Source organism: Actinosynnema sp. NPDC059797, from assembly GCF_042732085.1.
Lineage (GTDB): Bacteria > Actinomycetota > Actinomycetes > Mycobacteriales > Pseudonocardiaceae > Actinosynnema.
In genome coordinates this window covers 48,681-72,452 of the sequence record NZ_JBHWIE010000011.1, presented here as the reverse complement: position 1 = coordinate 72,452, position 23,772 = coordinate 48,681, and the positions used below count along the sequence as shown (strand labels likewise).

The 23,772-nt window shown below is 73.2% G+C and carries 18 protein-coding genes; 5 read left to right on the top strand and 13 right to left on the bottom strand.

Annotation, left to right across the window (positions count from 1 at the left end; all coding sequences use genetic code 11):
* The first annotated feature begins 23 nt into the window (after nucleotides 1-23).
* Complete coding sequence (locus ACFV4N_RS06125; protein WP_499671403.1) at nucleotides 24-365, top strand: VanZ family protein; 342 nt, start codon at nucleotides 24-26, stop codon at nucleotides 363-365.
* A 143-nt stretch (nucleotides 366-508) separates the two neighbouring features.
* Here the strand turns inward: ACFV4N_RS06125 and ACFV4N_RS06120 are convergent, their stop codons facing one another.
* Complete coding sequence (locus ACFV4N_RS06120; RefSeq protein WP_499671402.1) at nucleotides 509-1,165, bottom strand: DUF2461 domain-containing protein; 657 nt, start codon at nucleotides 1,163-1,165, stop codon at nucleotides 509-511.
* 93 nt (nucleotides 1,166-1,258) lie between these two features.
* On the opposite strand from ACFV4N_RS06120, the gene ACFV4N_RS06115 reads away from it, so the two are divergent.
* Nucleotides 1,259-3,301, top strand: coding sequence for a helicase-associated domain-containing protein (locus ACFV4N_RS06115; protein WP_499671401.1), 2,043 nt, complete (start codon nucleotides 1,259-1,261; stop codon nucleotides 3,299-3,301).
* Nucleotides 3,302-3,347: 46 nt separating this feature from the next.
* On the opposite strand, the gene ACFV4N_RS06110 is transcribed toward ACFV4N_RS06115, so the two are convergent.
* The 6 genes from ACFV4N_RS06110 to dctA all read right to left on the bottom strand — a co-directional run bounded on the left by ACFV4N_RS06110 (nucleotide 3,348) and on the right by dctA (nucleotide 14,588).
* A complete protein-coding gene (locus ACFV4N_RS06110) occupies nucleotides 3,348-3,728 on the bottom strand; it encodes a carboxypeptidase-like regulatory domain-containing protein (RefSeq protein WP_499671400.1) in 381 nt (126 codons plus the stop codon).
* 75 nt (nucleotides 3,729-3,803) lie between these two features.
* On the bottom strand, nucleotides 3,804-4,775 hold the full coding sequence (locus ACFV4N_RS06105) for a trypsin-like serine peptidase (RefSeq protein WP_499671399.1): 972 nt from the start codon (nucleotides 4,773-4,775) through the stop codon (nucleotides 3,804-3,806).
* A gap of 589 nt (nucleotides 4,776-5,364) precedes the next feature.
* On the bottom strand, nucleotides 5,365-6,870 hold the full coding sequence (locus ACFV4N_RS06100) for a glutamate synthase subunit beta (protein WP_499671398.1): 1,506 nt from the start codon (nucleotides 6,868-6,870) through the stop codon (nucleotides 5,365-5,367).
* A complete protein-coding gene (gene gltB / locus ACFV4N_RS06095) occupies nucleotides 6,863-11,401 on the bottom strand; it encodes a glutamate synthase large subunit (RefSeq protein WP_499671397.1) in 4,539 nt (1,512 codons plus the stop codon). The genes ACFV4N_RS06100 and gltB overlap by 8 nt, the downstream gene beginning before the upstream one ends.
* A gap of 1,186 nt (nucleotides 11,402-12,587) precedes the next feature.
* Entirely contained in the window at nucleotides 12,588-12,734 is a 147-nt protein-coding gene (locus ACFV4N_RS06090; RefSeq protein WP_499671396.1) for a hypothetical protein, read from the bottom strand.
* A 483-nt stretch (nucleotides 12,735-13,217) separates the two neighbouring features.
* On the bottom strand, nucleotides 13,218-14,588 hold the full coding sequence (gene dctA / locus ACFV4N_RS06085) for a C4-dicarboxylate transporter DctA (RefSeq protein ID WP_499671395.1): 1,371 nt from the start codon (nucleotides 14,586-14,588) through the stop codon (nucleotides 13,218-13,220).
* A gap of 141 nt (nucleotides 14,589-14,729) precedes the next feature.
* Here dctA and ACFV4N_RS06080 point away from each other — a divergent pair, with 141 nt between their 5' ends.
* Complete coding sequence (locus ACFV4N_RS06080) at nucleotides 14,730-15,659, top strand: TAXI family TRAP transporter solute-binding subunit (RefSeq protein ID WP_499671394.1); 930 nt, start codon at nucleotides 14,730-14,732, stop codon at nucleotides 15,657-15,659.
* Between the two features lie 89 nt (nucleotides 15,660-15,748).
* On the opposite strand, the gene ACFV4N_RS06075 is transcribed toward ACFV4N_RS06080, so the two are convergent.
* Entirely contained in the window at nucleotides 15,749-17,107 is a 1,359-nt protein-coding gene (locus ACFV4N_RS06075) for a sensor histidine kinase (RefSeq protein WP_499671393.1), read from the bottom strand.
* 77 nt (nucleotides 17,108-17,184) lie between these two features.
* Between ACFV4N_RS06075 and ACFV4N_RS06070 the strand changes: the two genes are divergently transcribed.
* Nucleotides 17,185-17,718, top strand: a complete 534-nt coding sequence (locus ACFV4N_RS06070) for an AMIN-like domain-containing (lipo)protein (protein WP_499671392.1) — start codon at nucleotides 17,185-17,187, stop codon at nucleotides 17,716-17,718.
* Nucleotides 17,719-17,883: 165 nt separating this feature from the next.
* Entirely contained in the window at nucleotides 17,884-18,408 is a 525-nt protein-coding gene (locus ACFV4N_RS06065) for an AMIN-like domain-containing (lipo)protein (protein ID WP_499671391.1), read from the top strand.
* A 7-nt stretch (nucleotides 18,409-18,415) separates the two neighbouring features.
* On the opposite strand, the gene ACFV4N_RS06060 is transcribed toward ACFV4N_RS06065, so the two are convergent.
* From ACFV4N_RS06060 to trpC, 5 genes are all read right to left on the bottom strand, one after another.
* Nucleotides 18,416-19,081, bottom strand: a complete 666-nt coding sequence (locus ACFV4N_RS06060; RefSeq protein ID WP_499671390.1) for a response regulator transcription factor — start codon at nucleotides 19,079-19,081, stop codon at nucleotides 18,416-18,418.
* A 5-nt stretch (nucleotides 19,082-19,086) separates the two neighbouring features.
* The gene (gene lgt, locus ACFV4N_RS06055; RefSeq protein WP_499671411.1) at nucleotides 19,087-20,208 is read right to left on the bottom strand and encodes a prolipoprotein diacylglyceryl transferase; all 1,122 of its coding nucleotides are present in this window, start codon (nucleotides 20,206-20,208) and stop codon (nucleotides 19,087-19,089) included.
* Between the two features lie 619 nt (nucleotides 20,209-20,827).
* On the bottom strand, nucleotides 20,828-21,613 hold the full coding sequence (gene trpA, locus ACFV4N_RS06050) for a tryptophan synthase subunit alpha (RefSeq protein ID WP_499671389.1): 786 nt from the start codon (nucleotides 21,611-21,613) through the stop codon (nucleotides 20,828-20,830).
* Nucleotides 21,610-22,833 (bottom strand): tryptophan synthase subunit beta, encoded by a 1,224-nt coding sequence (gene trpB / locus ACFV4N_RS06045; protein ID WP_499671388.1) that lies wholly within the window; start codon nucleotides 22,831-22,833, stop codon nucleotides 21,610-21,612. Before trpB ends, trpA begins: the two co-directional genes overlap by 4 nt.
* Nucleotides 22,834-22,846: 13 nt before the next feature.
* Nucleotides 22,847-23,659, bottom strand: coding sequence for an indole-3-glycerol phosphate synthase TrpC (gene trpC / locus ACFV4N_RS06040; protein WP_499671387.1), 813 nt, complete (start codon nucleotides 23,657-23,659; stop codon nucleotides 22,847-22,849).
* Nucleotides 23,660-23,772: the final 113 nt, after the last annotated feature.

Below are 23,772 nucleotides of genomic sequence, written 5' to 3'. Positions count from 1 at the left end.
GCGAAACAGGCAGAATCTGCCTGGTGGGTGTCAGAATCCTTCCGTTCGTGGTCGCGGCGTTGCTCAGCGTCATCGTGTTGTTCACCCCTCAGTCAGGTGTGCCCGACTCGCCGCCGGGCACTGACAAGGTGGTCCACCTGCTGCTGTTCGCGCTGCTCACGGTTACCGGGAGGCACGCGCGGCTGCCCTTCGGGGCGCTGGTGGCGGGCCTGGTCGGTTACGCCGCGGTCTCGGAAGTGTTGCAGTGGCTCATCACCGCGCTGGGCCGAGGGGGTGACGTCCTCGACGCGCTGGTGGACGTGGCCGGGATCGGGCTCGGGCTGCTGGTGTTCCGGCTGCTGCCGGCCGGGCGGAGACGGGTCTGAGCCCGGACCGGGGTGGAGCGGGTCCGGCCGGGGTGGAGCGGGTCGGCCCGGGGCGGAGCGGGTCGGCCCGGGGCGGAGCGGGTCGGCCCGGGGCGGGGCAGGGCGGGGTGGGTCGGGGCAGGGGCGGGGCCGGCCCCGCGTCCTCACCGCCGGAACCCCACCTCGGTGAGGCCGATGTGGTCGGCGCACCAGTCGACCAGCGGGGTGACCTCGCGCCACGCGTCGCGCACGCGGTCCAGGCACCCCGGCTCGTGCAGCACGTCGTCCGGCGGCCAGACCTTCGCCACGTACAGGCGCTTGTGCTTGAGCAGCTCGATCCGGGGGTGCTCGGCGTCCGTGCCGCGCGGCGCGCGCTTCAGCTTGTCCCCGCGCAGCTCCCACCCCCGGTCCGCCAGCTCCGCGAGCACCGCCTCCAGCGCCCGGCCGCGCAGGTCGTCGGCCACCGACTCCCGGTAGCGGGCGAGCTGGTCCGGCGCCATCGCGAACGACCCGCCGCCGACGAACAGGCCCTCCGTGCCGATCTGCACGTAGTGCGCCCCGCCGCCGCGGCCGAGTTCGACGACCCCGCCGCAATGGTCCTTGTAAGGGGTCTTGTCCTTGCTGAACCGCACGTCGCGGTAGGGCCGGAAGACCTTTCCCTTCCCGAACTCCGGTTCCAGGGCCGCGAGCAGCGCCTCCATGGGCGCGCGCACGTCCGCGTGGTAAAGGTGCTTGTTGTCCTCCCAGTACGCTTTCGTGTTGTCCGCCACCAGACCGTCGTAGAAGTCGATGGCGTACTCGCCGAAGCCCTTGAATTCCACGGCACCCAGCTTACGTTCGGCCATTCGTGCCTTATTGGAGAGTGCTATAGCAGCGCATGACCGACCCGTCACGTTCTGTGCATAATCAGCCGAGTGGGTAGGAAAGCGGCCCTCGTGGCGTGGTTGCGGGAACTCGACGTCCAGGACCTCCGGGACGTGCTGTCGGCGCGGGAGGACGCGGCACGGGCCCGACCCCGCTCGCTGCGGGCGCTGGCCGACGAGCTGACCGCGGCGTCGTCGCTGCGGGTCGCGGTGGAGGGGTTGGACCAGGCGTGCCGGGATGTGCTGGACGCGGTGGTGCGGCTGGGCGAGCGGGCGGACGTGGAGGTGCTCGCCGAGCGGTTGCGCTGCAACGGGAAGGCGTCGCGGGCGGAGCTGAAGCGGGTGCTGGCGCGGCTGCGCGCCCACGCGCTGGTGTGGCCGGCGGGCCGGGGCGTGCTCGCGTCGCCCGGTCTGCGCCCGCTGCTGGAGGAGCCCGCGCGCCGGATCACGCCCGCGCCGCGCCTCCCCCGCCGGACCGGGCAGCACCGCGGTTACGCCGACCGGGCGGGCATCGCACCCGCGACGTCCACTGTGGACGGGGTGACGCGGCTGGTCGACTTCTGCGACGCGGAGCCGGTGACGTGCCGCGGCGGGCTCGGGCTGCGGGAGCTGCGCCGGGTCGCGGGCGCGCTGCGCGTCGAGGAGCCGCGGGTGCGGCTGTGGGTGGAGCTGGCGGTGGAGGCGGGGCTGCTGGCCGCCGAGGACGGGTGGCTGCTGCCCACCGCCCGGTCGGACGCGTGGCGCGCCGCGCCGACCGCCGACCGGTTGGCCGTGCTGGTCGAGGCGTGGCCGCGGCTGGCGTGGGTGCCGGGCAGGCAGCGGCGGGCGGTGGTCGAGCCGTCCTCGTCGGACGCCGGTGACCGGGCGCGGCGCGGCGTGCTGGCCCGGTACGCGGAACTCGGGCCGGACGAGGCGTTCGAGCACCGGCACGAGGTGGTGGCCGAGCTGGTGTGGTCGCGGCCCGCGGTGCACGGTCCGGTGGTCACCGAGGCGGTGCTGGTGGAGGCCGAGTCGCTGGGGCTGGTGGCGCTGGGCGCGTTGACCTCGTTGGGGCGGGCGGTGGTGGAGGCCGGGTCCGTGGGGGCCGGTGCGATGACGGCCGGGTTGGTGACAGCCGGTGCAGTGACGGCCGGTGCGGTGGTCGGGGGCGGTGCGGCGAAGGACGACGTCGCGGCTGTGGCCGGGTGGTTCGTGCCGCCCGTGGTGTCGACGGCGGAGTTGAGGTCCGACCTGACCGCCGTGGTGTCCGGGTTCCCGGACCGGGAGCTGAGGGCGGTGCTCGGGCTGGTCGCCGACGGTGGCGACGGGGTGTGGCGGTTCACCGGGGCCGGGGTGCGGCGGGCGCTGGACCTCGGGCACGAGCCGGACGCGCTGCTGGCCCGGTTGGCGGCGGTGGCGTCGCACGGGGTGCCCGCCGAGGTGGAGCGCCTGGTGCGGGAGGTGGCCCGGCAGCACGGGCGGATCACGGTGGTGCCGGTGGCGTGCTGCGTGCGGACCGCGGACCCGGTGCTGCTGACGGAGATCGCGGGGCACCGGTCGTTGGCGGCGCTGGCGCTGCGGCCGCTGGGGCCGACCGTGCTGGCCTCGGCCAAGCCCGCGGCCGAGACATTGGCGCTGCTGCGGGCGGCCGGTTACGCGCCGGGGGCGGACGGCGCGTCGGTGGTCGCGCGGCTGCCCCGGCAGCGGGCCACGCCCGTGGTCGGGCGGCGGCGTGACGGGTGGGGCGGCCCGCGGCGGCCGTTGACCGAGCAGGACCTGGACCGGCTCGCCGCCGCGCTCGTGGACCGGGAGCGGCCCCGGCAGCGGTACGTGCCGCCCCGCGCGGAGGTGCGGCGGATGGGCGCGGTGCGGTTGCTGCGGGACCAGTCGCTGGTGTTGCACGACTCCGAGGTGCTGCTGCTGGCGGAGGCGCTGGTCACGCGGACCTCGGTGGAGATCGCGGTGGCCAGCGGGCCGCGGACGGCGGTGAAGCACGTGATCACGCCGGTCGACCACGCGGCGGGGAACCTCACCGCCACGTGCGGGCCGCGTGGTGAGGCGCGGGAGTTCCTGGTCAGCGACATCCGGTCGGTGGAGCCGGCCGGCCGGGCCTGAGCGCCGAGGGCCCCGGACCGGCTGGTCCGGGGCCCTCGGGTCGGGCTCAGGGCAGGCTGAGCGGCACTTCCTGGAGCGCGTCGGTCGTGCCGGGCGCGGCGGTGACCTGGACCGGGGCGCTGGTCCGGTCGCCCTTGACGGCGGTGAACTCGTAGCGGCCCGCGGGCAGGGTCCACTCGTAGCGGCCGTCCGGACCGGAGAGCACGGCCAGCTCCGGCACCGGGCGCGGTGGGTCGTCCACGGACTTCGGCTGCACGAGCGCCCCCTCGACCGGCAGGCCCGTGCCGTCCACCACCGTGCCGGCGATGGCGACCTGCTCCGACGGGCTCACCGGTGGCTGCCCGTCGGACGAGGACGTGCCCGCCTCGCTGCCGCACCCGCCCAGCACCAGGAGGCCCACCAGCAGCGCTGTCCTGACGTGTCCCATGATCTGCTCCCTTCGGTCACGTCTTCAGGACGGAGCCCCGGGTGTGGTGGGTTGGCCCGGTCGGTCAACCGGTCGTCAGCGCCAGCCCGCGATCAGGTTGAAGCGGCTCTCCGTGATGCGCGGGCCGCTGTTGTGGCCGTCGGAGCCGACGCCGTAGGCGTGGACCGCCAGCGAGCACTGGCCGGAGCAGCCCGACGAGCCGGGCGCCCGGACGGTGTAGACCGAGCTGCCGCTGTTGCCGCCCACGGTGTCGTTGTCGTAGCGCAGCCGCAGGGAATCGCTGACGCGGACCTGGTCGCTGTGGATCCACTGCTGCTGGGCCTTGTCGCCGCCGTAGCCCTGGATGGTGGTGGACGTGCCGTTCAGCGACGCCGTGGTCCAGTAGGCGCCGTACCAGCCGACGGTGTTGCCGATGGTGCAGTCGAGGGTGGCGCCGCCGTAGTCGGCGTCGGCGTTGCCGTCGACCGTCCAGCCGGTGTTCGAGCGCAGGGTGGTCGCGCCGCAGCCGCCGTACGGGCGGCTGCCGGTGCCGTTGGCGCCCGGGTAGAAGCGGAGCTGGCCGGTGTACCAGCCGCTGGACTGGTTGTAGACGCAGTGGCCGGCGGTCATCACCAGGTCGTCGCTGAACATCCAGCCGGTGCAGTGCTGGCTCTCGACGCCGTTCACGGTCCGGGTGATGAGCACCGTGGCGCGGGCCGGGAAGCTCGTGGTCGGGTCGACCCTGGTCCGGTTGTCCGCGCCGATGATGGACTCGATGCCGAAGTCGTCACCGGTCGGCGACCGGTAGCCCTGGATTCGGTGGCCGGCCGGGACTGCCTGCGCGCCGTCCTTGACGGCGTCCCTGGTCGAGCCCGTCCCCCGGTAGCTGTCGATGCCGCGCGCCCCGGTGGGCGCGGCGGCCGACAGGGTGACCCCCTCGGTGTCGCTGACCGCGAGCTCGGCGGGTTTCGCGGGCCCCGCCGAAGCCGTCGGCGCGAGCACCGACACGGCCAGCAGCGCACCGGACGCCATCGTCACGATGCGCAGGAACGATCTTGTGGAGTTCACGGAGTCTCCTCTGCGGAGTGAATGCCAACGGCGTGCTGGAGGACCCCGTGTGCCGTCCCGATACTTCGGTGAAGAAAATTTGCGCTGCTCGGCGGAGGAAGAGGGGTTGATCGAGTCAGACCGCTTGGTCCAGGTGCGCGATCACGGCGGCGACGTCGTCGCTCTCGGCGCCGCGGATCAGCCGGGTGGCCGGTTGGACCAGTTCGTCCAGGAGGGTGAACGCCTCGCGCCGGCAGCGCGGTCCGGAGCGGTCGCGCCGCCAGGTGTCCAGGGCGGTGAATCTTGTGGGTGCCGTGTGTGTGGGCGGGGCGATCTTGGGGGAGGAAAGATTGAGAAATAAGAGACAAAGACAAAAGCGGGCGCTCGCCGCTGGGCAGGCCTCCGGGGGGAGGACTGCTTGCTGCTCGTGTTCCCCCGTATGGCCTGCCTGAGGCAACCACCCTTGTCAAGGGGTCCGCGAAGGGCGTGCGGCCCCCTTGACAAGCGCGGTCGGGCTGCGCCCAGGCCATACGGGGGAACACGAGCGGCAGTGGTGCGGTGAAAAGGAGATCGCCCCCGACGTCGTTGTCGGGGGCGATCGGTGGGGCAGCTACACCACGGCGAGCGGAAGTTGGTTGGGGATCACCGGGGACGGCAGGTCGGAGGAGCCCGTGAGGTAGGCGTCGACCGCGTTGGCCACCGAGCGGCCCTCCGCGATCGCCCACACCACCAGGGACGCGCCGCGGTGGGCGTCGCCGCACACGAACACGCCGGGGGCCTGCGTCTGCCAGTCCGAGCCGCACGAGATGGTGCCCCGCGCGGTGAGTTGGATGCCCAGGTCGTCGAGCAGGGGCATGTGCTCCACGCCCTCGAAGCCGATGGCCAGGAGCACCAGGTCGGCCGGCAGCAGCTCGACCTCCTCGGAGACCGGCACGACCACGCGCCGGCCGGAGGCGTCGCGTTCCACGCGGACCTTGCGGAGCTTGATCTGCCGCACGTGGCCCGCCTCGTCGCCGACGAACTCCTCCACGGCCACGGCGAACCGCCGCTCCCCCGCCTCCTCGTGCGCGGGGTAGGTGCGCAGGATCCACGGCCACACCGGCCACGGCGAGCGCTCGTCGTCGCGCTTGGTGGGCGGCATGGGGTACTGGTCGAGCTGCACCACCGACGCCGCGCCCTGGCGCACCGCCGTGCCGTAGCAGTCGGCGCCCGTGTCGCCGCCGCCGATGACGACGACGTGCTTGCCGGCCGCGTCGATCGCCGACGGGCCGTCGCCCTCGCAGGCGCGGTTGGCGGGCACCAGGTGGTCCATGGCGAGGTGGACGCCGTCGAGGTCGCGGCCCGGCGTGGTCCGGTCGTCGCGGCCACGCAGGGCGCCCACGGCCAGGACCACGGCGTCGAAGCGCTCGCGCAGCTGCTCCACGGTGACGTCGACGCCGACCTCGCAGCTGGTGACGAACTTCGTGCCCTCCTTGCGGAGCTGCGCCAGCCGCCGGTCCAGGACCTTCTTCTCCATCTTGAACTCGGGGATGCCGTAGCGCAGCAGCCCGCCGAGCCGGTCGTCGCGCTCGAAGACGGTGACCTCGTGGCCGGCGCGGGTCAGCTGCTGGGCCGCCGCCAGGCCGGCCGGGCCGGAGCCGACGACCGCGACCTTCCGGCCCGACGACACGTGCGCCTTGGTAGGCCGCACGAGCCCCTGCTCCCAGGACACGTCCGCGATGGCCTGCTCCACGCGCTTGATGGCCACCGGGCCGCCCGCGTCATGGCTGATCGACAGCACGCACGCCGCCTCGCACGGCGCGGGGCACAGCCGCCCGGTGAACTCCGGGAAGTTGTTCGTCGCGTGCAGCCGGTCCGAGGCCTGCTCCCAGTCGCCGCGGCGGACCAGCTCGTTCCACTCGGGGATCAGGTTGCCCAGGGGGCAGCCGGCCGAACCGGAGTGGCAGAACGGGATGCCGCAGTCCATGCAGCGGGTCGCCTGGGTGCGCACCTGCTCGTCGCGCACCTCGGGGTCGAGGTCGAGGTAGACCTCGTTCCAGTCGGCCGCCCGGTCCGCGACCGGGCGCTTCTTGGCCTCCTGGCGGGGGTGCTTGAGGAAACCGTACGGGTCAGCCACGGGAGGCCTCCATGATCGCCTGGTCGACGTCCCTGCCCTCCGCGCGGGCGAGCCTCATCGCTTCGAGCACGCGCTGGTAGTCACCGGGCATGACCTTGGTGAACGCGGCGGACCGCCGGGGCCAGTCGCCGAGCAGCGACGCGGCCACGGTGGATCCGGTGAGCTTGTGGTGCTTCTCCACCACCTCGCGCAGCCAGCGCAGGTCATCCCCGCTCGGCCGCTGCAGCTCGACCATGGCGGTGTTGACCGCCGCCGGGTCGAGGTCGAGCACGTACGCGATGCCGCCGGACATGCCCGCGGCCAGGTTGCGGCCCGTCGGCCCGAGCACCACGGCCCGGCCGCCGGTCATGTACTCGAACGCGTGGTCGCCCACGCCCTCGGACACCGCCAGCGCGCCGGAGTTGCGCACGCAGAACCGCTCGCCGACGCGCCCGCGCAGGAAGATCTCGCCGGACGTGGCGCCGTAGCCGATCACGTTGCCCGCGATGACCTGCTGCTCCGCGGCGAACGGCGCGTCCGGGTGCGGCCGGACCACGATCCGGCCGCCGGACAGGCCCTTGCCGACGTAGTCGTTGGCGTCGCCGATCATCTCCAGCGTGACGCCGCGCGGGATGAACGCGCCCAGCGACTGGCCCGCCGACCCGGTGAACGTCACGTGGATCGTGTCGTCCGGGAGGCCGTCGCCGCCGAACCGGCGGGTCACCTCCGCGCCGAGCAGCGTGCCGACGGTGCGGTTGACGTTGCGCAGCGGCAGCTCCAGCCGCACCGGGTGGGCGTCCTCCAGGGCCGCCTCGGCGAGCTGGATGAGCGTGCGGTCCAGGGCCTGCGCGAGGCCGTGGTCCTGCTCGCGGACCTTGCGCTTGGCCGTGCGGTAGGGCGTCTCGGGCACCTGGAACACCGGCGACAGGTCCAGGCCCGCCGCCTTCCAGTGCTCGATCGCCGCGTCGGTCTCCAGCAGCTCGGCGTGGCCGACGGCCTCGTCGATGGTGCGGAAGCCCAGCTCGGCCAGCAGCTCGCGGACCTCCTGCGCCACGAAGTGGAAGAAGTTGACCACGTGGTCGACCTGGCCGGTGAAGCGCTTGCGCAGCTCCGGGTTCTGGGTGGCGATGCCGACCGGGCAGGTGTCCAGGTGGCAGACCCGCATCATCACGCAGCCCTCGACGATCAGCGGCGCGGTGGCGAAGCCGAACTCCTCCGCGCCCAGCAGGGCAGCGACCACGACGTCGCGCCCGGTGCGCATGGCGCCGTCCACCTGCACGGTGATCCGGTCGCGCAGGCCGTTGAGCAGCAGCGTCTGCTGGGTCTCGGCGAGGCCGACCTCCCACGGCGTGCCCGCGTGCTTGAGCGAGTTGAGCGGGGACGCGCCGGTGCCGCCGTCGTGGCCGGAGATCAGCACGACGTCCGCGTGCGCCTTGGCCACGCCCGCCGCGACCGTGCCCACGCCGACCTCGCTGACCAGCTTGACGTGCACGCGGGCCTGCTCGTTGGCGTTCTTGAGGTCGTGGATGAGCTGCGCCAGGTCCTCGATCGAGTAGATGTCGTGGTGCGGCGGCGGCGAGATCAGGCCGACGCCCGGCGTGGAGTGCCGGGTGCGCGCGATCCACGGGTACACCTTGTAGCCGGGGAGCTGGCCGCCCTCGCCGGGCTTCGCGCCCTGCGCCATCTTGATCTGGATGTCGCTGGCGTTGACCAGGTACTCGCTGGTCACGCCGAACCGGCCGGACGCTACCTGCTTGACCGCGCTGCGCCGCTCCGGGTCGTACAGGCGCTCCGGGTCCTCGCCGCCCTCGCCGCTGTTGGACCGGCCGCCGAGCCGGTTCATCGCGATGGCCAGCGTCTCGTGCGCCTCGGCCGAGATGGAGCCGTAGGACATGGCGCCGGTGTTGAAGCGCTTGACGATCGAGGAGACCGGCTCGACCTCGTCGATCGGCACCGGCGCGCGGCCGGGGTTCTTGAGGGTGAACAGGCCGCGCAGCGTGCCGCCCTTGCGGGCCAGGGCCTCCACCTCGGCGGTGTACCGGCGGTAGACGTCCTCCTTGCCGGTCTTGGTGGCGTGCTGGAGCAGGAACACCGTCTCCGGCGTGAACAGGTGCAGCTCGCCCTCGCGGCGGTAGGCGTACTCGCCGCCCACCTCCAGCCGGCGGTGCGCGCGCTCGGCCGGGTTGTCCGGGTAGGCGCGGCGGTGGCGCAGGGCCACCTCCTCGGCCAGCACGTCCAGGCCCGCGCCGCCGAGCTTGGACACCGTGCCGGTGAAGTACTCGTCCAGCAGGTCCTTCGACAGCCCCACGGCCTCGAAGACCTGGGCGGCGGTGTACGCGCCGACCGTGGAGATGCCCATCTTGGACATGATCTTCAGGGTGCCCTTGACCAGGGCCGTCACGTAGTTGCGGACGGCCTTGCGCGGCTCGATGCCGGTGATGGCGCCCTGGTTGATCAGGTCCTCGATGGTCTCGAAGGCCAGGTACGGGTTCACCGCGGCGGCGCCGTAGCTCAGCAGCGCGGCGATGTGGTGCACCTCGCGGGCGTCGCCGGTCTCCACGACCAGCGCCACGCGCAGGCGCTCCTTGGTGCGCACCAGGTGGTGGTGCACCGCGGAGACCAGCAGCAGCGACGGGATCGGCGCCATCCGGTGGTCGGAGTCGCGGTCGGACAGCACCAGGGTGCGGGCGCCGTTCGCGATGGCCTCGGACGCCTCGCGGCGCACCCGCTCGACGGCCGCCGCCAGCGCGGCGCCGCCACCGTCCACTTCGTACAGTCCGGAGAGGACGGTGCACGCGAAGCCGGGCAGGTCGCCGTCGTCGTTGATGTGGATGAGCTTGGCCAGCTCGTCGTTGTCGATGACCGGGTAGGTCAGCTTGATGTGGCGACAGCTCGCCGCGCCCGGCTCCAGCAGGTTCTGCTCCGGGCCCATCACCCGGGACACGCTGGTGACGATCTCCTCGCGGATCGCGTCCAGCGGCGGGTTGGTGACCTGGGCGAAGGTCTGCGCGAAGTAGTCGTAGAGCAGGCGGGAGCGCTGGGAGAGCGCGGCCACCGGGGTGTCGGTGCCCATCGAGCCCAGCGGCTCGGCGCCGCCGACGGCCATCGGGCCGAGCAGGATCCGCAGCTCCTCCTCGGTGTAGCCGAAGGTGAGCTGGCGGCGGACCACGGAGTCGTGGCTCTGCACGACGTGCTCGCGGTCGGCCAGGTCGTCCAGCTCCAGCAGGCCTGCGTGCAGCCACTCGTCGTAGGGCAGCTCGTCGGCCAGCTTCGACTTGACCTCGTCGTCGTCGACCAGGCGGCCCTGCTCGGTGTCGACCAGGAACATCTTGCCGGGCTGGAGGCGGCCCTTGGCGACCACCTGGTCCGGCGCCACGTCCAGCACGCCGGTCTCGCTGGCCAGCACGACGCGGCCGTCGGCGGTCTGCCACCAGCGGGCCGGGCGCAGGCCGTTGCGGTCGAGCACCGCGCCGACCAGGGCGCCGTCGGTGAAGGTGACGCAGGCCGGGCCGTCCCACGGCTCCATCAGGCTGGCGTGGAACTCGTAGAACGCGCGGCGCTTGGGGTCCATCGACGCGTGGTTCTCCCACGCCTCGGGGATCATCATCAGCACCGCGTGCGGCAGGCTGCGCCCGCCCAGGTGCAGCAGCTCCAGCACCTCGTCGAAGCTCGCCGAGTCCGAACCCTCCGGGTCGCAGATCGGGTAGAGCCTGCTCAGGTCGCCCGGGATGAGGTCGGACGCCAGCAGCGCCTCGCGGGCGCGCATCCGGTTGCGGTTGCCGCGGACGGTGTTGATCTCGCCGTTGTGCGCCACGTACCGGAAGGGGTGGGCGAGCGGCCACGACGGGAAGGTGTTGGTGGAGAAGCGCGAGTGCACCAGGGCGATGGCCGTGGCCAGGCGCTCGTCGCGCAGGTCGGGGAAGAACGCGGGCAGCTGGCCCGTGGTCAGCATCCCCTTGTAGACCAGGGTGCGGGCGGACAGCGACGGGAAGTACGTGCCGACGCCGGCGGCCACCGACTCGTGCTCGACCCGCTTGCGCAGGGCGAACGTGAGGCGGTCCAGCTCGACGCCGGTGCGGCCGTCCTCGCTCGCGACCACCAGCATGGCGAAGTGCGGCATCACGGAGCGCGCGGTGGGGCCCACGTCGGCGTGGTCGGGGTCGGTGGGCACGTCGCGCCAGCCCAGGACCTCCAGCCCCTCCTCGGCGGCGATGCGCCCGGCCAGCTCGACGGCCCTGGCGCGTTCGCCCTCGTCGGCGGGCAGGAACGCGATGCCCGCCGCGTAGGCGCCCGCCGGGGGCAGTGCGAAGCCGACCACTTCCCGCAGGAAGGCGTCCGGCGTCTGGAGCAGGATGCCCGCCCCGTCGCCGCTGGTCGGTTCGGCGCCCGCCGCGCCGCGGTGCTCGAGGTTGGCCAGCGCGGTGAGCGCGTCGACGACGATGTCGTGCGACCGGCGGCCTCGGATATCGGCGACCATCGCCACACCGCAGGCATCGCGCTCGGCGGTGGGGTCGTAGAGCCCCTGCGGGGACGGGATGGCGGAGAAGATCACTGCGCAGACCTCCTTCGTCGTCCTGGCTGACGAACTAGTCCTCGTGTCCAGGTCCTGGGAATCCGGGTGCTGGGCACGGGACGACGATGGCCCGCGTGTTGACGCGACTTTAACAGTCGCGAAACCGAACCACACCATGCTCACTGTGATCTCGGTCATCAACACGTAACGATTCGACCCGACGGAGCGACAGTGGGGCCGACGTTGTTACGCGTTGTTAAGCATACGCGCCACCGACCCCTCACGCGCGTCGCTGAGACGCTCCTGACACGGGCGCCCGACCCGTACTCCTCACCGGTGGGATACCCCTCGTTCGCCAGGCGGACACCTCGCGGCCCCCGGACCCCGCGCCCCCGAGGGGGTCGCGCGCCCTGTGCCGAACGGCCGCACCCGGACGCCCGTTCGGGTCGTGGGGCGGGCCGTGGAGCGGGCCGGCGCGGCTCCCCGCCGGCGGGGCCCCGCCGCCCACCGCGCGCGCCCATTTCGTTGACGCCCCCGCGGCGCATCGCTGGCGTCGTTTTCCGCGTCAATGTCCTCCGGTCGTCGCCCTGGATTCGGCGCATTGTCCGCCAGGGAAATCAACCGAACGCACCGGGAAATACCCGGGATGCGTTTCTCCACCCACCACCGGCCGATGCGCACGGGCACCCGCCCACGCCCACCACCGCGGGCGCCGCCACCCGGTGGACGAGCGACCACCTCCGCGGAGAGGAAGCCCGTCGTGCCCGGACGCCCCTCCGCGCCGGGCGGGTCGGGGACCGACCCGGGTCGCGCGCGCCCCCGGCGGGCACCCGCCATTTCCGGCGTCGCGCGCCGCGCGAATCGATCACCGGGGCGGCGCCGCACCCGCGAAACATTATTACGTTGAATTATTCGGAGGGGCACCCGAACCGCCGCGCACCACGCGGCGGCCCTCGTTCGAGGGCATCTCACAAGAGGGGGAAAACGTGCGCCGAGGAAGAACCACGGCCGCGCTGTGCCTGGCGCTGGTCGCGAGCGCGCTGACCACGCAGGAGGTGGTGGCGCAACCGGCCCGGACCGCCGCGCCGCCGACCGCGCCGCCCGCCGCCGAACCCGACCGGTCCTCGGTCGCGGAGGCGGAGCGCGACGAGCTGCCGGGCAAGCCGCGCCACCAGGTCGTGGCGCTCGGCGACTCCTACTCGTCGGGCGAGGAGGGCAATTTCGCCTACCGGAACGCCTGCCACCGGTCGCGCCACGCGTGGAGCCGCCGGGGCGTGCTGCCCGACGACCCGGCCCGCACGATCGGGGCGCGCGCCGACGGGTGGGACCCGACCACCACCTGCCGGCCTGCTCGGGCACGCAGACCGAGCACGTCCTGCCGTCCCCGGTGCGGAACTCGTGGGGCGAGCCGGGCCGGGGCGGCTTCCGCGAGAGCAGCCAGGTCGACCGCGGGTTCCTCAGCCGGAACACCACGCTGGTCACGCCGTCCATCGGCGGCAACGACCTCGGGTTCACCGACATCATCACGGCCTGCGCGCTCATCGACGACTGCGGGCGGGAGACCGACGACCAGGGCCGGACGCTGGGCTCCCGGGTGCGCTCGACCATGCTCACCCACCTGGTCCCGTCGATGCGGCTGGTCCTGGAGCAGGTCCACCAGCGCGCGCCCAACGCCCGGATCGTCCTGATGGGCTACCCGGTCCTGATCTCGGGCAGCTGCTCGGCCGGCCTCGGTGCCCGAGCGCGGCGAGGGCGACGCCGCGGTCCCGCTGGAGGGCTGAACGCGGGGTGGCCCTCTCCCGGTGAGGAGGGGGCCACCCCGTGCCGCGTCTGCTCCCGGGCCTGTTCCCGGGCCCTACTTCCGGCCGGCGGTGACCGGCTCGCGCTCGGCGGGCTCGTCGTCGCCGTGCTGGAGGTCCATCAGGGCGTCGGCGTCGACCGAGGACGGGTCGTCCAGGACCCGCTTGAGCTGGTCGCGGTCGAGCTGGCCCTGCCAGCGGGCCACGACCAGGGCGCCCACGCCGTTGCCGATGACGTTGGTGATGGCCCGCGCCTCGGACATGAACCGGTCGATGCCCACGATCAGGGCGATGCCCACCGCCGGGATGGCGCTGTTCGCCTCGAACGCGCTCAGCGACGCGGCCAGCGTGACCAGGCCGGCGCCCGTGACGCCCGCCGCGCCCTTGCTGGCCAGCAGCATGAACAGCAGCAGGCCGATCTGGGTGCCGAGCGGGACGTCGTGGCCGGTGGCCTGGGCGATGAAGATCGCGCCCATGGTCAGGTAGATGCAGGTGCCGTCCAGGTTGAACGAGTAGCCGGTCGGGATGGTGAGGCCGACCACGGACTTGTCCGCGCCCGCCGCCTCCAGCTTGACCAGCATCCGGGGCAGCACCGACTCGCTGGACGACGTGCCCAGCACGATCAGCAGCTCGTCCTTGATGTAGCGGAGGAACTTGAAGATCGAGAACCCGGCGTAGAGGGCCACGCCGCCCAGCACCACGAAGACGAACAGCAGGCACGTCGCGTAGAACGACCCCATCAGCCACGCCAGCTTGCCCAGGATCGAGCCGCCGAACTTGCCGATCGTGTAGGCGATGCCGCCGAACGCGCCGATCGGCGCCGCGTACATGACGATCTTGATGACGCCGAACATCACCTTGGCGACGGTGTCCAGGGCCTGCACGACCCGCTCGCCGCGCCTGCCCATGCCGGCCACGGCCACCGCGACCAGGATCGCGACCACCAGCACCTGGATCAGCTGCCCGTCGGTGAACGCGCCGACGAACGACTTGGGCACCAGGCTCAGGATGAAGCCGGTGACGCCGGTCTCGGCGGTCTTGGCGTCCTCCAGGGTGTCGGAGGCCGCGTCCTCGTTGATGGGGATGGTGGGCCCGTGGTGGCCGGGCTGCACCACGTTCACCACGAGCAGGCCGATGGTCAGCGCGACCGTGGTCATCGCGGTGAAGTAGAGGATGGTCCGCAGCGCCAGCCCGCCCGCCTTGGCCAGGTTGCCCAGGCCCGCGATGCCGACGACGACGGTGCAGAAGATGGTCGGGGCGATAACGACCTTGACCAGCGCGACGAAGAAGTCGGCCAGCCACTTCATGCCGGAGGCCTGGGCCGGGAAGGCGTACCCGACGACCACGCCGAGCACGATCGACACCAGCACCCAGAAGTACAGGTGCTTGTAGATCGGTTTGCGCTCACGGGCTTGCGCGCTGACCACGTCTCCTCCTGAAGCTTCGTCGCTCGCGTCAGGGGGTGAGCCTGGGCACACACCGCGACCGGGACAAGGCACCCGCCCGAAACTTCAGATCCCTCTGACGTAACGCGCCGTTCACCCACCCGGCGGGACTAGTCTGCGGGCGTGCAGGTGTCCCGGCGCTCGGTGCTGCTCGCCGCCCTCGCGGCGGGGCTGCCCGCCTGCACCGCGACCGACCCGCCCGCGCTCGACGAGCTGGTGCTCGCCACGGGCCCGGACGGCGCGGTGTTCCAGGAGGTGGGCGGCGCGCTCGCGGCGGCCCTGGCCGACCAGCTCCCGTCGACGCGGGTCCGGGCGCGGTCGACCGGGGCGTCGGTGGAGAACGTCCGGCTGCTGCGCGAGGGCGAGGTCCACCTGGGGCTGTCGTCCCTGGACCCCCTGGAGAGCGCGCTGCTCAGCGCCGAGGACCAGGGCGGCATCAGCGCCGTCGGCCGGCTCTACGACAGCTTCCTCCAGGTCGCCGTGCCCGCGTCGTCCCCGGTGCGCGCGCTCGCCGACCTGGCCGGGCGGCCGGTGTCCATCGGGCCGGTCGGGTCGGGCTCGGAGTTCACCGGCTCGCGCCTGCTGGACCTGCTGGGCATCCGGGTGGACGCGCGGAACATGGAGCACAGCGAGGCCGCCCGGAGGCTGACCGAGGGCGGGATCGACGCGCTGCTCGCGTTGACCGGCATCCCGACCCCGGCGATCGACGACGCGCTGAGGGCCTTCCCGGTGCGGCTGCTGGACCTGCCGGACGAGGCGGTGGAGCTGGCGGAGGCGTACCCGGGCCCGTACGTGCCGGCCACCATCCCGGCCACCACCTACCGGGGCGTGGGGCCGTGCCGCACGTTCGCCGTGCCCAACCTGCTGCTGGCGCGGACGTCGCTGGACGACGAGCTGGTGGAGGTGGTGACGCGGACGGTGTTCACCGAGGCCGAGCGCATCGCGGCCGGGCACCCGGAGGCGAGCCGGATCAACGTGCGCACCGGCATCGCGACCGGCAAGGTGCCGCTGCACCACGGTGCGGAGCGCTGGTTCCGGGAGAACAAGCGCTGATCCCGGGAAGCGGTGCCGAGTTGCGGGGTTCGAAGCCCTCACCTCTCGGAGCCCTCACCTGCCGGAGCCGCGCGTGCGGGAGCCCTTCGTCAGGCGTTGAGGCGGACCACGGCGTCCAGGCCGTGCGGGTCGGTCGGGCGCAGGACCAGTTCGCCGCCCGCCGAGGCGACCAGTTCCGCGCAGATCGACAGGCCCAGGCCGGTGCCCGCGACGTTCTGGTGCCGGGGCGCGCGCCAGAACCGGCTGAGCGCGGCGGCGCGCTCCTCGGGCGACAGCCCCGCGCCGTCGTCGGTGACGTGCAGTTCCACCCCGCCGTCGGTGCGGTCGGCCCAAATTCTGATCGTCGTGGCCCCCGAGAGGCGGATGGCGTTGCCGACCAGTTCGTCCAGCACGCTGCCCAGGCCGCCGGGCGGGGCGAGGACCCTCAGGCCGGGCGGGACGGCGACCTCCAGTTCGACGTCACCCGCCAGGGCGCGCCAGCCGGGGACGTGCGTGGCCAGCAGGCCGTCGACGTCGACCGGTTCGGCCGCCGAGGGGCTCTCCAGGCGGGTGGCGGCCAGGAGGGCGTCCAGGACGCGGCCCATCTCCTCGGCCTCGTCGGCGGCGATGCGCTGGGCCTCGCGGCCCTCCTCGCCGGTGACGTGCGGCGCCAGGTTGTCCACCGCGAGGCGGAGGCTGGCCAGGGGGTTGCGCAGCTGGTGGGAGGCGTCGGCGACGAAGGCCCGCTGGCGGCGCAGGGCCCGGCCGACCACGTCCACCATGGCGTTGAAGCTGGCCGCCAGGCGGCGCAGCTCCGGCGGGCCGCCCACCTCGTCGGCCCGCGCGTCCAGCTCACCGCTCGCGACCGCGGCCGTGGCCTCGTCCAGCCTGCGGACGGGCCTCAGCACCCAGCGCGACATCGGCCAGGCCACCGCCACCACCGCGAGCATCGGCGCCAGGCCGATCAGGGCCAGCACGCCCCACTGGCGCAGGATCGCCGACCGCAGCCCTTCCGTCGGCGACACGGTCACGACCGCCGCCACCACCTCGCTGTCCCGGCCCACCGGCTCGACCACGACCAGGTTGACCCGTTCCCACGGCCAGATCGACTGGACGGCCTCCCCCCGGTAGCCGCTGAACGCGGCCTTCAGGCCGGTGGCCACGTGCGGGTCGCCCGCCTGGCCGAACTCCTGCCGGGACGACGCGACGACGTCGCCGTCCGCGCCGATCAGGGCGGCCTCGATGCCGTAGAGCTGGTCGTAGCGGATCAGCTCGTCACGCAGCGCGGTCAGCCGGTCGGAGGCCAGGGCGTTCTCGGCGAGCGAGGCGAAGCGGCTCGCGTCGCCCAGGCGGTCGAGGTAGGTCTCCTGGCTCTCGCGCTGCACCACGGCGAACGCGAGCGGCACGCCCAGCGCGGCCACCAGCGCCACCAGCAGCGGGACGATCAGGACCAGCAGGCGGCGCAGCACGCGGGGCAACCTCCCGGGTGTGAGGTGCGTCATTACTCCACGGGCCGGCTCGGCCCACGAGTGATGGGGGAAACGGGATGTTACGCAAAGTTGCCGTCGTGCTCGCGGCGGCCGTGTCCGTCGCCCTGCCCGCCGCGATCGTCGCACCGGCCGTCGCCTCGGCCGCGGTGTGCGAGACCGGGTGGGGCAGCGGGCCCAAGACGCAGTGGTCGGCCTCCCAGGGCGTGCTGACGAACATCCGGTCCGGGCAGCACGAGTGCTACGACCGGCTGGTGTTCGACTTCGCCGGGGTGAACGACGGCTACTGGGTGCAGTACGTCGACGAGGTCGTGCAGGAGGGCTCGGGCAAGCCGGTGCCGCTGCGCGGCGGGGGGAAGCTCCAGATCACGGTCGCCTCGCCCGCCTACGACAACAGCGGCAACCCGACCTACCTGCCCGCGAACCGGTCCGAGCTGGTGGACGTGACCGGCTACGCCACGTTCCGGCAGGCCGCGTGGGCCGGGTCGTTCGAGGGGCAGACCACCGTGGGGCTGGGCGTGCGGGCGGTGCTGCCGTTCCGCGTGTTCACGCTGCCCGGCCGGGTCGTGGTGGACGTCGCCCACACCTGGTGATGGTTGCCCACAACTGGTGACAGTCGCCCACGCCGAGTGACGGTCACCCATACAGGTGAGCCGGGACCTCCTGGCGCGGTGTTCTCGAACCACCTCCCCCGGACCGTGACGCGTGCCACAATCGCGGTGCGGGCGGGGGAGCCCGCGTCAGGGGGAACTCGGATGATGCGCAAGATCGCTCTGTTGTTGTCGGCGGTGCTCGGGCTGGCACTGGTGGCTCCCGCGGCCTCGGCCGCGCCGGCCGCCTGCGCGCCGGTCGACTGGGGCTCCGGTGACAAGTACCTGTACGTGGGCCAGGCCCCGTACATGACCGACCTGCGGGCCGGGCAGCACGAGTGCTACGACCGGCTCGTGTTCGACATCGCCGGCGCGCCCGGCGGGTACGCCGCGCGGTACGTGCCCGAGATCGTCCACGACCCGTCGGGGAACCCGATCCCCGTGCGGGGCGGGGCGAAGCTCCAGATCACCACCTACTCGGCCACGTACGACGAGAACTTCGACCCGACCTACGAGTACGACGACCCGATGGAGCTGGTGGACGTGACCGGCTACGCCACGTTCCGGCAGGTCGTGATGGCCGGCTCGTGGGAGGGCACGACGACGATCGGGCTGGGCGTGCGGGCACGGCTGCCGTTCCGCGTGCTCATGCTGCCCGACCGCCTCGTGGTGGACGTCGCCCACACCTGGTGACGCCGGTTCAGGCGTGGGCCGCCACCCGGTAGCCCACGCCCCGGATCGTCTCGATGCGCAGCGCGTCGCCGAGCTTGCCGCGCAGCGCCGCGATGTGGGTGTCGAGCGTGCGCGACGGGGCCTCCCAGTGCGCCTGCCACACCTGGTCCACGATCAGGTCGCGGCTGACCACCGTGCCCGCCCGCGCCACCAGCAGGGCGAGCAGGTCGAACTCCTTGCGGGTCAGCGGCACCGGCTCGCCGTTGACCCGGGCCTCCCGGCCGGCGGGGTCCAGGGTCAGCGGGCCCAGGGTGACCTCGTGCTCGCGCTCGGCCGCCCGAGCCGCGCGGGTGCGCCGCAGGACCGCCTCGATGCGCGCCAGCAGCTCCGCCGTGCCGAACGGCTTCACCACGTAGTCGTCCGCGCCCAGGCGCAGGCCGAGCACGCGCTCCCGCTCCTCGCCCCGCGCGGTGACCGTGATGATCGCCGTGCCGGTGCGGCGGCGCAGCTCGCGCAGCACGTCCAGGCCGTCGCCGTCGGGCAGCCCCAGGTCGAGCAGCACCACGTCCGCCGGTTGGGCGGCCAGCGCGGCGGCGGCCGTGGCGACCCGGTGCACCTCGTAGCCCGCGTGCCGCAGGGCGGTCAGCAGACCTCGCGCCACCCGGTCGTCGTCCTCGACGACGAGGATGCGCATGTCCGCTACTGCTGCTCCGGCTTGTCGCCGGTGTCCGCGGCCTTGGTGTCGACATTGGTGTCGGCACTGGTCTGCGGCACCGTGGTGACCTCGCCCGTCGCGGAGCCACCCGCACCGGCCCTGTCGGTCCTGGTACCGGTCCCGGTCCAGTCGGCGTCGGCCGGCTCGGTGTCGCTCCGGTCGGCGTCGCTCCGATCGGTGCCGGTCCGGTCGGCGTCGACCCGGTCGGCGTCGGCGGCGGTCGCGCCGGAGTCACCCTGAGGTGCCTCGCTCCGCACGATCACCTCCCTCGGCCCCCGCTTCGCGGCCAGGACGAAGTAGATGACCCCACCGAGGAAGACCACCGCGGAGGTGATCACGTTGATCCGCAGCCCGAACACCTCGGTGGCCGGGTCGGTGCGCATCAGCTCGATCCAGAACCGGCCCGCCGTGTAGCCCGCGACGTAGAGCGCGAACACCCGGCCGTGGCCCAGCCGGAACCTGCGGTCGGCCCACACGATCAGCAGCGCCACGCCCAGGTTCCACAGCAGCTCGTAGAGGAACGTGGGGTGCACGATCTCGATCGGGGTGTGGTCCAGCGCCACGCCGGTCAGGTCGTCCTTGAAGCCGGTCTCCGGGTCTACCCGCTCGTAGATCTCCAGACCCCACGGCAGCGTGGTGGGACCGCCGTAGAGCTCCTGGTTGAAGTAGTTGCCGAGCCTGCCGATCGCCTGGGCGACGACGATGCCGGGCGCGAGGGCGTCCGCCATCGCGGGCAGCGGGATGCCCTTGCGGCGGCAGCCGATCCACGCGCCGACGCCACCGAGGGCGATCGCGCCCCAGATGCCCAGGCCGCCGTTCCAGATGGCCAGCGCGTCCAGCGGGTTGCGACCCTCGCCGAAGTACTTCTGGTGGTCGGTGGCCACGTGGTACAGCCGGCCGCCGATCAGGCCGAACGGGACCGCGAAGACGGCGATGTCCGTGACCTCGCCCTTCAGCCCGCCCCGGGCGACCCAGCGGCGCTCGCCCCACCAGATGGCGAGGACGATGCCGAGGATGATGAACAGCGCGTAGGCGCGGAGCGGGATCGGCCCCAGCTGCCACACGCCCTGGTCGGGGCTGGGGATCGTCGCGAGGTAGTTCGTCACCACGGCACCACCGTAGTGGGTCCGGCGAACGGACCAACACGGACAGCTCGACGGACAGCCCGATTGTTACGGGACGGGAGCACGGGCCGCGGCCGGGCGGCCCCGACCTGGTCGAGGCAGGTGGCGCCGACGTGAGCGGACCGGGCGGCACCGAACCGGACGGGCCGGACAACCCTGGCCTGGGCGGACCGGGCGGCACCGAGCCCGACGGGCCGGACACCCCCGGCCTGGGCGAGCCAGGCAACCCCGGGCCGGACGACCCCAGCCCGGGCGAGCCAGGCGACCCCGGGCCGGGCGAGCCCAACCCAGGCGAACCGGGCGGGCCTGAACCTGGCAGGCAGAGCAGCCCCGGCCCCGGCGAGCCAGGCCGCACCGGCCTGGGCGGGCCGGGCAGTCCCGAGCGGTGGAACAGGCGGAGCAGGCGGCCGAACAGGCGGTGGAGCGCGCCGCGCGGGCTCGGTGCCGAGAGCCGGCCAAGGAGCCGCGCCGAGGGGATACCGCTGGTCAGGAGCCGGGCGAAGGAGGTGATCGCGTTCATGGGGCGAGCATGGCGCTCCCCACCGACAAATCCGGGGGCCCAGCGGACCCCCGGACCTCCAGTTCACCCGATCGAGCGGCCTCAGGCGGGCGTCGCGGCCCTGCGCACCCCATTGGCCAGCTCCTCCGTCAGCGCGGCCACCCCGTCGTCCTGCACGGCCGACACGAAGGCCGAACCCACGATGACCCCGTCGGCGAACGCCGCCAGCTCCGCCGCCTGCGCCCCGTTCCGCACGCCCAGGCCCACGCCCACCGGCAGGTCGGTGTGCTCGCGCACCCGCTTGACCAGCGCCGGGGCCGCCGAGGACACCACGTCGCGCGCCCCCGTCACGCCCATCACCGACGTCGCGTACAGGAAGCCCCGCGACGACCGCGCGGTCATCCGGATGCGCTCCTCCGTGGACGACGGCGCGACCAGGAAGATCCGGTCCAGGTCGTGCGCGTCGGTCGCCTCGATCCACTCCGAGCCCTCGTCGGGCACCAGGTCGGGCGTGATGACGCCCAGGCCGCCCGCCGCGGCGAGGTCGCGGGCGAAGCGGTCCACGCCGTAGGCCAGCACGGGGTTCCAGTAGGTCATGACCACGGCGCGCCCGCCGGCCGCCGCGACGGACTCGACCACGCCGAACAGGTCGCGCACCCGGAACCCGCCGCGCAGGGCCTGCTCGGCCGCGCGCTGGATGGTGGGGCCGTCCATGACCGGGTCGGAGAACGGCAGGCCCACCTCGACCACGTCGCAACCCGCCGACACCATCGTCCGCAGCACGTCCTTCGAGCCCTCGACGGTCGGGTAGCCGGCGGGCAGGTACCCGATCAGCGCCGCCCGCGACTCCGCCCGACAGGTCTCGAAGACCGAACCCAGCCCGCTCACGAGTCCACTCCCAGCCCGAACCACTTGATGGCGGTGTCCATGTCCTTGTCGCCCCGGCCCGACAGGTTCACCAGGATGAGCCCCTCGGGCCCCAGCTCGCGGCCGAGCTTGAGGGCGCCGGCCAGCGCGTGCGCCGACTCGACCGCCGGGATGATGCCCTCGGTGCGCGAGAGCAGGGCGAACGCGTCCATGGCCTCGGCGTCGGTCACCGGCCGGTACTCGGCGCGCCCGGTGTCCTTGAGGTGGGCGTGCTCCGGGCCGACGCCCGGGTAGTCCAGGCCCGCCGAGATGGAGTGCGCCTCGGCGATCTGCCCGTCGGCGTCCTGGAGCACGTACGACATGGCGCCGTGCAGGGAGCCGGGCGTGCCCTTGGTGAGGGTGGCGCCGTGCCTGGCGGTCTCGATGCCGTCGCCGCCGGGCTCCAGGCCGACCAGCCGCACGGACGGGTCGTCGAGGAAGCCGTGGAAGATGCCGATCGCGTTGGACCCGCCGCCCACGCACGCGGCGACCACGTCGGGCAGGCGGCCGGCCTTCTCCAGGACCTGCTCCCGCGCCTCGACGCCGATGACGCGGTGGAAGTCGCGCACGAGCACCGGGAACGGGTGCGGTCCCGCGGCGGTGCCCAGCAGGTAGTGGGTGTCGTCGACGTTGGCGACCCAGTCGCGCAGCGCCTCGTTGATCGCGTCCTTGAGGGTGCGCGAGCCGTTCTTCACCGGGATCACCCTGGCGCCCAGCAGCCGCATCCGGGCCACGTTGAGCGCCTGCCGCTCGGTGTCGACCTCGCCCATGTAGATCACGCAGTCCAGGCCCATGAGCGCGCACGCGGTGGCCGTGGCCACGCCGTGCTGGCCCGCGCCGGTCTCGGCGATGACCCGCGTCTTGCCCATGCGCTTGGTCAGCAGCGCCTGGCCCAGCACGTTGTTGATCTTGTGCGAACCGGTGTGGTTCAGGTCCTCGCGCTTGAGGAAGATCCGCGCGCCGCCCGCGTGCTCGGCGAACTTGGGCGCCTCGGTGAGCAGCGACGGGCGGCCGGCGAAGTCGCGCAGCAGCCGGGAGAACTCGTCCAGGAACTCCGGGTCGACCCGCGCCTTCTCGTAGAACGCGGCGAGCTCGTCCACGGCGGCGATGAGGGCTTCCGGCATGAACCGGCCGCCCCACGGCCCGAAGTGGCCCCGCTCGTCCGGGTCGTGTGGTGTCGGAGCCAACTGGCCGCGCGACATGGGCCTTCTCCTTTTACCGGCTCGGCCGGGGACACGCGGGGTGGGAACCCGCCGTCACCAGCTTGTTCACCGCGACCTTGGGGTCGCCGCTCGTCACCAGGCTCTCGCCGACCAGCACCGCGTCGGCGCCCGCGCCCGCGTACGCCATGAGGTCGCCCGGCCCGGTCACCCCGGACTCGGCGATCTTGATGGTGTCGAAGGGCAGGCCCGGCGCGATCCGCCCGAACACGTCCTTGTCGACCTCCAGGGTGTGGAGGTTGCGGGCGTTCACGCCGATGACGCTCGCACCCGCCTCCAGCGCGCGGTCGGCCTCCTCGGCCGTGTGCACCTCGACCAGGGCCGTCATGCCCAGCGACTCGACCCGGTCCAGCAGCGAGACCAGGGCGTTCTGCTCCAGCGCCGCCACGATCAGCAGCACCAGGTCCGCGCCGTGCAGGCGCGCCTCGTGCACCTGGTAGGGGCTGACGATGAAGTCCTTGCGCAGCAGGGGGACGCCCACCGCCGCGCGCACCGCGTCGAAGTCCTCCAGGGACCCGCCGAACCGGCGCTGCTCGGTCAGCACGCTGATGCAGCGCGCTCCGCCCAGCTCGTACTGCACCGCGAGGTCCGCGGGCTCCGGGATGTCGGCCAGCTGCCCCTTGGACGGGCTGCGCCGCTTGACCTCGGCGATCACGCCCACGCCGGGCCCGCGCAGCACGGCCATCACGTCCTGCGGCGGCGCCACCTTGGCCGCCCGCTCCCTGAGCACGTCGAAGGGCAGCGCGGCCTCGCGCTGGGCGAGGTCTTCCCGGACGCCTTCGATGATCGATTCGAGCACGGTAGTCATCCGAGCACCTCGCTCGACTCCGTCAGACCTTCCGGTTCAGTCGCAAGCTCCCGCACGTCACGCTCCCCTTCCCGCCACGAGGATGCTAACCCCGCCGCGAACCCGCTCCGGCC